This is a genomic window from Enterobacter sp. DSM 30060 (genome assembly GCF_013375955.1).
Taxonomy (GTDB): Bacteria; Pseudomonadota; Gammaproteobacteria; order Enterobacterales; family Enterobacteriaceae; genus Enterobacter; species Enterobacter intestinihominis.
This window is the reverse complement of the sequence record NZ_CP056118.1, coordinates 756,573-768,132: the sequence shown is the minus strand read 5'-3', so window position 1 is coordinate 768,132 and position 11,560 is coordinate 756,573. Positions and strand designations below refer to the sequence as shown.

Below are 11,560 nucleotides of genomic sequence, written 5' to 3'. Positions count from 1 at the left end.
TATACCAAAATGGTGATAAATCATAATCTGGAATACCTCTAACGGCGTTGGGAGCTTAATCACAGAACAAATCGCCTGTGGACGCTATTTTTGGCATACCAATAGTATCCGGCTGTACACCTTATTCAATAAAAGCCCTTTTACTGAGGTATTACCCTATGGCATTTCAGGAAAAACTGATCGACGCTCTGGGCAGTTTTGCCACTACCTTCAACAGCTATCGCTATATCCAGGCGATCAAGTCTGCGTTTATTACCTTAATGCCAGTCATAATAGTGGGGGCGTTCTCGGTATTGATCTCCAATATGGTGCTGGATCCGAAAAACGGTCTGGCGAGCTTTCAGTCGCTGTCGTTTCTCGCGGCCTTAAAGCCGATCACCAGCGCGCTCAACTACGCTACGCTGAACTTTCTCAACATCGGCGCGGTGTTTTTAATCGGCATTGAGCTGGGGCGTATTAACGGCATTAAGTCCCTGTTCCCCGGCCTGCTGGCGGTGATCTGCTTTATCTGCGTGACGCCGACCACGGTGGAAATGCTGGTGGACGGTGAGATGCACGTGGTGAAAGATGTGCTGCTGCGCCAGTTCTCAGATACCCGCAGCCTGTTCCTCGGTATGTTTATCGCCATCCTGTCGGTGGAGATCTACTGCTGGCTGGAAAACCGCAAGGGGCTGAAAATCAGGATGCCGGACACGGTGCCGCCGAACGTTGCCGCGTCGTTCTCTGCGCTGATCCCGGCCATTATCACCACCACCGCCATCGCCACCTTTGGCTTCGTGTTTCATCAGGTTACCGGCATGTATCTCTACGACGCGGTATACCAGGTGGTGCAACAGCCGCTGGAGCGCGTGGTGCAAAGCCTGCCGGGGATCCTGCTGCTGATGTTTGTCGCCCAGCTGTTCTGGGTGATTGGTATTCACGGCAACCAGATGATCAAGCCGATCCGCGAGCCGCTGCTGCTGGGGGCAATCACCGTTAACATGAGCGCGTTCGAGCAGGGCAAAGAGGTGCCAAACATCATCACCATGCCGTTCTGGGACGTCTATATGAGCATCGGCGGCTCCGGCCTGACCATCGGCCTGCTGATAGCCGTCATGATTGCCACCAAACGTAAAGAGATGAAGGAGATAGCCAAGCTCTCCATCGGGCCGGGTATTTTTAATATCAATGAGCCGGTGATCTTCGGTATGCCAATCATGCTCAACCCGATCCTGGCTATCCCCTTCATCATCACGCCGCTGGTGACGGGCTCGATTGGCTACTTTGCCACCGTGACCGGATTTGCCGGGAAAGCCGTGGTAATGGTGCCCTGGACCACGCCGCCGCTGATCAACGCCTGGCTGTCAACGGCGGGCTCCATGGGGGCGGTCATCACCCAGTTTATCTGCATCGTGACCGCGGTGATTATCTATCTGCCGTTTGTGAAAATTGCTTCACGCCGCGCAGAGCAGGCCGCACTGCAACAAGCCACCGATAACGCATGAGGATACGATGAGCACAAAACAGATAGCCATACCGCAAGATTTTATTCTGGGCGCGGCGGCATCGGCCTGGCAGACCGAGGGCTGGAGCGGCAAAAAGCCGGGGCAGGATTCGTGGATCGATCTCTGGTACATGAACGATCGTCACGTCTGGCATAACGGCTATGGTCCGGCGGTGGCAACCGACTTTATCAATCGCTTCCGCGAAGATGTAGCGCTGATGAAACAGGCGGGACTGACGCACTATCGCACCTCGATCAACTGGTCGCGCTTTTTAACCGACTATGAAAATGCGACGGTAGATGAAGAGTACGCCGCGTATTACGACGCGCTGTTCGATGAAATGCACCGTCAGGGCATTGAGCCGATGATCTGCCTGGAACACTACGAATTGCCGGGCGTGCTGCTGGAGACCTACGGCGGCTGGGCGTCAAAGCACGTCGTCGAGCTGTTCGTTCGCTATGCAGAAAAGGTATTTGAGCGCTTTCACGGCAAAGTCACCCGCTGGTTTACCTTCAACGAACCGATTGTGGTCCAGACGCGCGTCTACCTTGACGCGCTGCGCTGGCCCTATGAGCAGAGCACCAGCACCTGGATGCAGTGGAACCACCATAAGGTGCTGGCGACGGCGAAAGTGGTGAAGCTGTTTCGCGAGAAAGGGTATGACGGCACGGTGGGCTGTATTCTTAACCCGGAAGTGACCTATCCGCGCTCCCGCGCGCCGCATGACGTGCGAGCGGCAGAGATGTACGATCTGTTCTACAACCGCGTCTTTCTCGACCCGCTGGTGCACGGGCGCTATCCGCAGGCGCTCTTTACCCTGCTGGCGCAGCATCAGGTGCAGTGGGACTACACGGCTGACGAGCTGGCGCTGATTGCCGACAACACCGTCGATGAGCTGGGCATTAACCTCTATTACCCGCATCGCGTCAAAGCCCCGTCCCGCGCCTGGCACCCGGAGACGCCGTTCCATCCGGCGTACTACTACGAGCCGTTTGAGCTGCCCGGACGGCGTATGAACACCTCCCGCGGCTGGGAGATCTTTCCGCGCATTATTTACGACATGGCGATGCGGATTAAAAACGACTATCGCAACATTGACTGGTTTGTGGCGGAAAGCGGGATGGGCGTGGAGAACGAAGTGCAGTATCGCAATCGTGACGGTGTCATTGACGACACGTACCGCATCGCGTTTATCAGCGAACATCTCTACTACACGCTGCTGGCGCGGGAGGCGGGGGCGAACTGTCACGGTTATATGCTGTGGGCCTTCACCGACAATGTCTCCCCGATGAACGCGTTTAAAAACCGCTACGGGCTGATTGAGATCGACCTTGAAAATCAACGCGCACGGCGGGCAAAGAAATCAGCGTCCTGGTTCCGCCAGCTGCGCGATGAGCGTGTGCTGACGCTCAGGGTAGACGATGAATGGAAGTAAGCCTTCTGGTAAAATAGCGCACAAACTGGCCGGGAGGACGTCCGGCCCGCGCATTAACTGAAAAACACAGGTGAAAACGTGGATAAGGCTGTCATCCTGCCGGAAAAAAAACAGTACCAGGAGATTGGCGAGGATTTACGGGCGCAGATTATCCAGGGGCATTATCCCGTGGGATCGCGTCTGCCGCCGGAGCGCAACATCGCCGAGACGTATGGCGTCAGCCGCACTATCGTGCGCGAGGCGCTGCTGATGCTTGAGCTTCAGGGAACGGTGGATATTCGCCAGGGGTCAGGCGTGTACGTGATGCGCATTCCGGAAGAGCATGAAAACGAGGAAGAGCGTTTTCTGAACAGTGACGTTGGGCCGTTTGAAATTCTCCAGGCGCGTCAACTGCTTGAAAGCAACATCGCTGCCTTTGCCGCAAAAATGGCGACACGGGCGGACATCGACAACCTGCGCCGCATTATCGAGCAAGAGCAACGGGCGATTGCCGTCGACGATCGCAGCCAGGACAACAACAAAATGTTCCACCTGGTGCTGGCTGGGGCCACACAAAACCAGATGCTGCTGGCGACGGTTGAGAGCGTCTGGCATCACATGGACAGCAGTCCGCTGTGGCAGCAGTTCAATGGCCATATCGCCAGCCGCGCCTGGCGCCTGAAGTGGCTCGGAGACAGGCAAACCATTCTCGCTGCGCTCCGCCGCCGCGACGTGATGGGGGCGTGGCAGGCGATGTTCCAGCATCTTGAAAACGTCAAAAAGAGCCTGCTCGAGCTGTCAGACGAAGACGCGCCCGATTTTGACGGCTATCTCTTCGAATCGGTCCCTCTTTTCCAGGGGAAGCTGGTGTGAATATACTGCCGCTTCACGCTGCGCCGCAGTTTACACAGCAGGTGATCGACTGGATCTGGAACGCGTTTGGTGAAGGTATGCCGCGTGCCTTTTTCCAGAGCATTGTCGAGCACAGCCTGACGCCAGGCGAGTTACCGCTCACCTTTATTGCCGTTGAGGATGACCAGCTGCTGGGCACCATTGGGTTGTGGCGTTGCGATTTAATTTCCCGGCAGGATCTTCATCCCTGGCTGGCTGCGCTGTATGTCGATGAAGCCGCGCGGGGAAACGGGCTGGCGGGAAAACTTCAGCAGCATGTTATCGGCTACGCGCGACGCGCCGGGTATCACGAGCTTCATCTCTGGTCTGCCTGCCGCGACTTCTACGAACGTTACGGCTGGCACTACATCGGTGATGCCCTGGAATACCCGGATAAAACCGTCCATCTCTATCGCTGTTCGCTCACGGCTTCCGCGGGCGATACCACCGAGTGACGGCGCACTAAGGTTGGGCTGAACAGGTGGGTAATTTCCGGTGGCGGGCGATGCTCGGCCAGCGCTAACGCCAGTTCTGCCGCCTGCGTTGCCATGGTCACAATCGGGTAGCGCACGGTGGTCAGGCGAGGGCGCACGTAGCGCGACACCAGCACATCATCAAAGCCAATCAGCGAAATTTCTGCCGGGACGTCGATTCCGTTATCATTCAGCACGCCCATTGCGCCGGCGGCCATGGAGTCGTTATAGCTGGCTACGGCGGTGAAATTCCGCCCGCGGCCCAGCAGCTCCGTCATCGCCTGCTCGCCGCCACTCTCATCCGGTTCTCCGTACGCCACAAGACGATCGTTGCACGGCAAACCGGCTTCGCGCAGCGCGTCGTAATAGCCCTGAAGGCGATCTTCCGCATCGGAAATTGGGTGGTTGGAGCACAGATAACCAATTCGGGTATGGCCCTGCTGGATCAGGTGACGGGTTGCGAGCCATGCGCCGTAACGGTCGTCGAGCGCCACGCAGCGGGTTTCAAATCCGGGAATAATACGGTTGATAATCACCATCCCCGGCATCTGTTTCATCAGATGGATCAGTTCGGCGTCGGGGATCATTTTGGCATGGACCACCAGCGCCGCACAGCGATGACGGATCAACTGCTCAATGGCCTGGCGTTCTTTCTGTTCATTGTGGTAGCCATTACCAATCAGCAGGAAATTACCGGTGTGATAAGAAACTTGTTCTACGGCTTTGACCATCGCACCGAAAAACGGATCGGATACATCCCCGACCACCAGCCCGATGGTTTCTGTCGACTGTTGGGCAAGGGCGCGTGCGTTGGCGTTAGGGTGATAATTCAGGTTTTCCATGGCGTCTTGCACGGCCTGGCGTGATGCATCACTCGCTTTTGGGGAGTTGTTGATCACGCGGGAGACGGTCGCGACGGAAACACCGGCCAGACGAGCCACATCCTTAATTGTCGCCATTCAATACCTTCTTATAGGGGTAAGCGTTTACACACTAACTAGTGTTGCGGAAAAGCGGCGTGCATTCAAGGGGAGCGGGTGAGCGTCCTCTGCAAACGTGAAGCAGAACATCCCTCGTGGTGTAATCGTTACACGGCCAGTCATGTCTGAATAATGTCAATCTGAACCTTTAGTTACACTTTGCCTCAGGCTGTTGCGATTGTCCGTTGGCAACGATGCGTTGTGAATTGCTAGAGTCGAGATCCCAGAGGTATTGATAGGTGGAATCAACTTCGGTTGATTAACACGATTTACACCAACCTGCGTTTTACGCAGGTTTTTTTTTGCCTGTAAGTTCAACCTGTAACAGCAAAAGAGATTATTCACACCTGGTTGCACTTCGGCTCATTCCCTTGCGTTTTCCTGCTGGCGAAGCCTGTCGCCGGAGGCCACAATCAAGATCCCAGAGGTATTGATTGGTGAGAATTCCTGGTACGTTTTCGTACTCTTCACTTGCACCAACCTGCGCGGATGCGCAGGTTTTTTTTCGCCTCTGTTTTTGCTATCGCTCCCTCACTACTTCTCGTGTAATCTGCCACCATTTATACCTTTCACACTGGCTGGCAAAGGGAGTTGAAATGCTTTTTGGGTTCTTCCGCACACTGTTTCGTGTCCTGTTTCGCATTCGCGTGACTGGCGATACGCAGGCACTCTATGGCGAGCGTGTTCTTATCACACCGAATCACGTCTCTTTTCTTGATGGCGTATTGCTGGCGCTTTTTTTGCCCGTGCGGCCCGTCTTTGCGGTGTACAGCTCCATCAGTGAAAAATGGTACATGCGCTGGCTCAGGCCGCTGATTGATTTTGTCCCGCTCGACCCTACCAAACCGATGATGATTAAACATCTGGTGCGTCTGATTGGGCAGGGGCGTCCGGTGGTTATCTTCCCGGAAGGGCGGATTTCAGTGACGGGCTCCCTGATGAAAATTTACGACGGCGCCGGTTTTGTCGCGGCGAAGTCTCAGGCCACCGTCGTGCCGCTACGCATCGACGGGGCTGAGCTGACCTTTTTCAGCCGTCTGAAAGGGCTGGTGAAGCAGCGTCTGTTCCCGAAAATTACGCTGCATATATTACCGCCGACGTCACTGCCGATGCCCGAGGCGCCGCGCGCGCGTGACCGCCGTAAAATCGCCGGGGAAATGCTGCACCAGATTATGATGGAAGCGCGCATGGCCGTACGCCCGCGCGAAACGCTGTATGAATCGTTGCTGTCGGCGCAGTATCGCTACGGTGCAAAGAAAAACTGCATCGAAGACATCAACTTTACGCCGGATACCTACCGTAAGCTGTTGACCAAAACGCTGTTTGTCGGGCGTATCCTGGAAAAGTACAGCAAACAGGGCGAAAAGATCGGCCTGATGCTGCCAAACGCGGGTATCAGCGCGGCGGTGATCTTTGGTGCCGTCTCCCGGGGCCGCATTCCGGCGATGATGAACTACACGGCGGGCGTGAAAGGGCTCTCCAGCGCGATTACCGCAGCACAAATCAACACCATCTTTACCTCCCGCCAGTTCCTGGACAAAGGCAAGCTGTGGCACCTGCCGGAACAGCTGACGCAGGTGCGCTGGGTGTTCCTGGAAGATCTGAAAGCAGACGTCACGACCGCCGACAAGCTGTGGATTTTCGCGCACCTGCTGATGCCGCGTCTGGCGCAGGTTAAGCAGCAGCCGGAGGATGATGCCATTATCCTCTTTACCTCCGGCTCTGAAGGCAACCCGAAAGGTGTGGTTCATAGCCACAAAAGTATTCTGGCAAACGTCGAACAGATTAAAACCATCGCTGACTTTACCGCCAACGATCGCTTTATGTCGGCGCTGCCGCTGTTCCACTCATTTGGTTTGACCGTGGGTCTCTTTACGCCGCTGCTGACCGGTGCCGAGGTGTTCTTCTACCCAAGCCCGCTGCACTACCGCATTGTGCCGGAGCTGGTTTATGACCGTAACTGCACTGTGCTGTTCGGGACGTCCACCTTCCTCGGAAATTACGCGCGCTTCGCCAACCCGTATGATTTCTTCCGCGTGCGCTACGTGGTGGCGGGGGCGGAAAAACTCCAGGAAAGTACGCGCCAGATCTGGCAGGACAAGTTTGGCCTGCGGATTCTTGAAGGCTATGGTGTGACGGAGTGCGCGCCGGTGGTCTCCATCAACGTTCCGATGGCGGCAAAACCGGGAACGGTTGGCCGCATTCTGCCGGGGCTGGACGCGCGTCTGCTGGCGGTACCGGGTATTGAAGACGGCGGACGTCTTCAGCTGAAAGGGCCGAACGTCATGAACGGCTATCTGCGTGTGGAAAACCCGGGCGTGCTTGAGGCGCCGACGGCCGAGAACGTCAATGGCGAGGTTGAAACGGGCTGGTACGACACGGGCGATATCGTGCGCTTCGACAATCAGGGCTTCGTGCAGATCCAGGGACGTGCAAAACGCTTCGCCAAGATCGCCGGGGAAATGGTCTCTCTTGAAATGGTCGAGACGCTGGCGACCGCAGTCTCGGCGGAGAAAATGCATGCGACCGTGGTGAAAAGTGATGCCAGTAAAGGCGAGGCGCTGGTGCTCTTTACTACCGACGGTGAACTGAAGCGTGATGCGCTTCTCAGGTATGCGCGCGAACATGGTATCCCCGAGCTGGCGGTCCCCCGTGATATTCGTTACCTCAAACAGTTACCGGTGCTGGGCAGCGGTAAACCCGATTTTGTGACCCTGAAGGGCATGGTTGAAGAGGCGGAACAGCATAATGCGTGAGTCAGTACACACTAACACTTCAATCTGGTCGAAAGGCATGATGGCGGTTATCGCCGCCCAGTTTCTTTCCGCGTTCGGCGATAACGCGTTGCTGTTTGCTACGCTGGCGTTGCTGAAAGCTGAGTTTTATCCCGACTGGAGCCAGCCGATCCTACAGATGGTGTTTGTGGGTGCTTACATTGTATTTGCGCCGTTTGTTGGCCAGGTGGCGGACAGCTTCCCCAAAGGTCGGGTCATGATGTTTGCCAACAGTCTTAAGCTTCTGGGCGCGGCAAGCATCTGCTTTGGTATCAACCCGTTTGTTGGCTACACGCTGGTAGGCATTGGCGCGGCAGCTTACTCCCCGGCGAAGTACGGCATTCTGGGTGAGCTCACCACCGGCGATAAGCTGGTGAAGGCCAACGGCCTGATGGAGTCCTCCACCATTGCGGCGATTCTCCTGGGTTCGGTGGCGGGAGGTGTACTGGCAGACTGGCATGTACTCGCCGCGCTTGGCATCTGCGCACTGATGTACGGTGGCGCGGTGATCGCCAACCTGTTTATCCCCAAACTGGCCGTGGCGCGTCCAGGACAATCCTGGCGCTTCGGGCCAATGACCGGCAGCTTCTTCAACGCCTGCCGCGTACTGTGGCGTAACGGTGAAACACGCTTCTCGCTGATGGGCACCAGCATGTTCTGGGGGGCCGGCGTTACGCTGCGTTTCCTGCTGGTGCTGTGGGTGCCGGTGGCGCTGGGTATAACAGACAACGCCACGCCGACCTACCTGAATGCCATGGTCGCCGTCGGGATTGTGGTCGGGGCCGGGGCTGCGGCCAAACTGGTAACGCTTGAAACCGTTGCGCGCTGCATGCCTGCAGGGATCCTGATCGGCGTCGGCGTTCTGTTCTTCTCCCTGCAACATGCCATATTGCCTGCCTATGCCCTGTTGTTACTGATCGGCGTATTAGGCGGTTTCTTTGTGGTACCGCTCAACGCGCTTTTGCAGGAGCGCGGCAAGCAGACCGTCGGGGCTGGCAACGCCATTGCGGTGCAAAACCTTGGCGAAAACATGGCGATGCTGCTGATGCTGGGGATTTACTCGCTGGCGGTAAAAGCAGGTGCGCCGGTTGTGGCAATCGGGGTGGGGTTTGGCGCACTGTTTGCGCTGGCGATTACCGGGCTGTGGGTCTGGCAGCGTCGGCGGTGATATCTTTGCCGGGTGGCGGCTCCGCCTGACCCGGCCTACGTTTCGTGATGTTGGCGGATTTTGTAGGCCCGGTAAGGCAACGCCGCCACCGGGCAAATCGTCAACTTAAGGTGCCGGGTAAGTATAAACCTGATGCACCGCTTCAATCTCCGCTAAGACCTCTTCACTCAGGTTCAGGTGGAAACTCTCAATATTGGTTTTTAACTGATCCATTGTCGTTGCGCCGAGCAGGGTACTTGCCACAAACGGCTGACGACGCACGAAGGCCAGCGCCATCTGCGCCGGATCGAGTCCGTGACGCTTCGCGATATCCACATAGGCCGCCACGGCTTTTTGCGTCTGCTCGCCGCTATAGCGGGTGAAGCGGCTGAAAAGCGTGTTACGCGCGCCAGCCGGTTTCGCGCCGTTCAGGTATTTGCCCGTCAGGGTTCCGAAGCCCAGGCAAGAGTAGGCTAGCAGCTCCACCTCTTCGTACTGCGTCACTTCCGCGAGACCCACTTCATAACTGCGGTTCAGCAGGCTGTACGGATTCTGGATGGTCACGATCCGCGGCAGGTCGTGTTTATCAGCCAGATGCAGATAGCGCATTACGCCAAACGCCGTCTCGTTGGAAACGCCGATGTAGCGGATCTTACCCGCGCGCTGGCATTCCGTAAGCGCCTCCAGTGTTTCCAGCAGGGTGACGGCCGGAGCACTCTCGTTCCAGGTGTAGCCAAGCTTACCGAAGCAGTTCGTCGGACGCTGCGGCCAGTGCACCTGATAAAGATCGAGATAGTCGGTTTGCAGGCGCTTGAGGCTGGCATCCAGCGCAGCACGGATATTCTTGCGATCGAGGATCTGGTTAGGGCGGATCCCGGCATCGTTATTACGGGAAGGGCCGCTAACCTTAGAAGCGATGACCAGCTTTTCGCGATTGCCGCGTTTCGCCAGCCAGTTGCCGACATACGTTTCGGTAAGACCTTGAGTTTCCGGGCGGGGAGGAACTGGGTACATCTCCGCCACGTCAATCAGGTTAATGCCCTGGCTGACGGCGTAATCGAGTTGTGCATGGGCATCGGCTTCGCTGTTTTGTTCACCAAATGTCATGGTGCCTAACCCCAGCTGGCTGATCTCCAGAGCGCTATGGGGGATACGGTGATAATGCATAGCCGGTTTCCTTTTTTAGACATACAGACCGCGTCAGGAACCTCCCGACAAAGGAATATAAACATGGCAGAGGGAAGGCAAAAGGGGAAGGAAAAATTCAAAAAGGCCAGCAAGCTACTGACCTTTATCTGTTTAACGCTCGATGATCTGGGAGACTTCGTCGCGATTAATTTGCATTTGATTGCCTTCGCGATCGCGGTAACTCACCAGACCGGTATCGTCGTCGACTTCGGGTTTGCCATCGGTCAGGATCATACGACCATCTTTCGTTGACATGACATAGTCGCTGCTACAACCCGATACCGCAAACGCTAAACCGACTGCTGAGATAATTACTGCCCATTTTTTCATCGTTCTCATCCTCACCTGGCTCGTATCAAATCATAGTGTAGTAATAACCTGATATTACGACAGGTGAAAGGGGGGAAATCTTAAAAAGGAGGAGATTATGTTAGCCGGAGCGCAAAATTGGTAAAAAACTATGTTTTCAACAGGAAGTGTCGTGCCAGCAGTGCACCGGTGAAATTCTTTTTAAGATAGAAGCCGCGCGGCAGCGTCAGGATCGGTTCGCCCTGTGCACCTACCGCTTCAGTGAGCGCTTTGCTGTTGGCGGCTTTGGGACGGAGTTGCAGCACTTCGCCATGCCGGGCGGTGATCTGCTCAACCTGTCCCAGCACAATCATGTCCATCAGCTCTTCCCAGTCCTGGGAAAGCTGTCTCTCTTCTTCTTCATCCGGGCTCCAGAGCAGCGGGGCGCCAACGCGACGCTCTGCCAGCGGGATCTGCCTGTCACCCTCAACGGGTACCCACAACACCCGCTTCAGCTTATGCCTGACGTGGCTGGTTTCCCATGTCACTCCGCTATTACCCGTTAGCGGCGCAACGCAGACAAAGGTAGTTTCCAGCGGCCGCCCCAGGCTATCAATGGGGATCGTCTTCAGTTCCACCCCCAGCGCCGCAAAATCTTGCTCGGGTTTACTGCCCGCGCTTGCGCCCAGCCAACGTTCAAGCAACACGCCGATCCAGCCTTTATCGCGCTTCAGATCGTTGGGTATCGTCAACCCCGCCATCACGGCCAGCTCGCCCAGTGCATAGCCTGCCAGACGTTGTGCCTGCTGGAGCAACTGGGCTTCACTGACGGGAGGAGAGAGCAGTGGGGCGAGAGAATGCATGCTGACAACCTTTTGGTTAAAAAATGAACTGATATTTTATCCCTTGTGGATAGAGTTT

General features: G+C 56.3%; 10 protein-coding genes. 6 read left to right on the top strand and 4 right to left on the bottom strand.

Features of this window, described 5'->3' with window-relative positions; genetic code table 11:
• Positions 1–158: 158 nt before the first annotated feature.
• From HWQ15_RS03575 to HWQ15_RS03560, 4 genes are all read left to right on the top strand, one after another.
• Positions 159–1,484 (top strand): PTS sugar transporter subunit IIC, encoded by a 1,326-nt coding sequence (locus HWQ15_RS03575; protein ID WP_006811828.1) that lies wholly within the window; start codon positions 159–161, stop codon positions 1,482–1,484.
• Positions 1,485–1,491: 7 nt separating this feature from the next.
• Entirely contained in the window at positions 1,492–2,919 is a 1,428-nt protein-coding gene (locus HWQ15_RS03570; protein WP_048965690.1) for a glycoside hydrolase family 1 protein, read from the top strand.
• A 78-nt stretch (positions 2,920–2,997) separates the two neighbouring features.
• Positions 2,998–3,771: a GntR family transcriptional regulator gene (locus HWQ15_RS03565; RefSeq protein ID WP_022649243.1), complete on the top strand. Its 774-nt coding sequence runs from the start codon at positions 2,998–3,000 to the stop codon at positions 3,769–3,771.
• Positions 3,768–4,244, top strand: a complete 477-nt coding sequence (locus HWQ15_RS03560) for a GNAT family N-acetyltransferase (protein ID WP_038416627.1) — start codon at positions 3,768–3,770, stop codon at positions 4,242–4,244. The genes HWQ15_RS03565 and HWQ15_RS03560 overlap by 4 nt, the downstream gene beginning before the upstream one ends.
• Here HWQ15_RS03560 and galR read toward each other — a convergent pair.
• Positions 4,199–5,221, bottom strand: coding sequence for an HTH-type transcriptional regulator GalR (galR, locus tag HWQ15_RS03555; RefSeq protein ID WP_003862806.1), 1,023 nt, complete (start codon positions 5,219–5,221; stop codon positions 4,199–4,201). The two genes, HWQ15_RS03560 and galR, sit on opposite strands and share 46 nt — an antisense overlap.
• 617 nt (positions 5,222–5,838) lie before the next feature.
• On the opposite strand from galR, the gene aas reads away from it, so the two are divergent.
• Entirely contained in the window at positions 5,839–7,998 is a 2,160-nt protein-coding gene (gene aas, locus HWQ15_RS03550) for a bifunctional acyl-ACP--phospholipid O-acyltransferase/long-chain-fatty-acid--ACP ligase (protein WP_063148667.1), read from the top strand.
• Positions 7,991–9,184 carry a lysophospholipid transporter LplT gene (lplT, locus tag HWQ15_RS03545; RefSeq protein WP_022649240.1) on the top strand — a complete coding sequence of 398 codons (1,194 nt, stop codon included), beginning with the start codon at positions 7,991–7,993 and terminating at the stop codon, positions 9,182–9,184. Before aas ends, lplT begins: the two co-directional genes overlap by 8 nt.
• A gap of 105 nt (positions 9,185–9,289) precedes the next feature.
• On the opposite strand, the gene HWQ15_RS03540 is transcribed toward lplT, so the two are convergent.
• The 3 genes from HWQ15_RS03540 to mutH all read right to left on the bottom strand — a co-directional run bounded on the left by HWQ15_RS03540 (position 9,290) and on the right by mutH (position 11,502).
• Entirely contained in the window at positions 9,290–10,330 is a 1,041-nt protein-coding gene (locus HWQ15_RS03540; protein ID WP_015571754.1) for an NADP(H)-dependent aldo-keto reductase, read from the bottom strand.
• Positions 10,331–10,462: 132 nt separating this feature from the next.
• Positions 10,463–10,681: a YgdI/YgdR family lipoprotein gene (locus tag HWQ15_RS03535; RefSeq protein WP_003862794.1), complete on the bottom strand. Its 219-nt coding sequence runs from the start codon at positions 10,679–10,681 to the stop codon at positions 10,463–10,465.
• A gap of 128 nt (positions 10,682–10,809) precedes the next feature.
• Complete coding sequence (mutH, locus tag HWQ15_RS03530; RefSeq protein WP_022649239.1) at positions 10,810–11,502, bottom strand: DNA mismatch repair endonuclease MutH; 693 nt, start codon at positions 11,500–11,502, stop codon at positions 10,810–10,812.
• Positions 11,503–11,560 lie beyond the last annotated feature (58 nt).

What these genes read in the sequence shown, in the direction of transcription:
- lplT (WP_022649240.1), top strand. Translation starts at nt 7,991, where the DNA reads ATGCGTGAGTCAGTACACACTAACACTTCAATCTGGTCGAAAGGCATG.
- HWQ15_RS03575 (WP_006811828.1), top strand. Translation starts at nt 159, where the DNA reads ATGGCATTTCAGGAAAAACTGATCGACGCTCTGGGCAGTTTTGCCACT.
- mutH (WP_022649239.1), bottom strand. Translation starts at nt 11,502, where the DNA reads ATGCATTCTCTCGCCCCACTGCTCTCTCCTCCCGTCAGTGAAGCCCAG.
- galR (WP_003862806.1), bottom strand. Translation starts at nt 5,221, where the DNA reads ATGGCGACAATTAAGGATGTGGCTCGTCTGGCCGGTGTTTCCGTCGCG.
- aas (WP_063148667.1), top strand. Translation starts at nt 5,839, where the DNA reads ATGCTTTTTGGGTTCTTCCGCACACTGTTTCGTGTCCTGTTTCGCATT.
- HWQ15_RS03540 (WP_015571754.1), bottom strand. Translation starts at nt 10,330, where the DNA reads ATGCATTATCACCGTATCCCCCATAGCGCTCTGGAGATCAGCCAGCTG.
- HWQ15_RS03570 (WP_048965690.1), top strand. Translation starts at nt 1,492, where the DNA reads ATGAGCACAAAACAGATAGCCATACCGCAAGATTTTATTCTGGGCGCG.
- HWQ15_RS03535 (WP_003862794.1), bottom strand. Translation starts at nt 10,681, where the DNA reads ATGAAAAAATGGGCAGTAATTATCTCAGCAGTCGGTTTAGCGTTTGCG.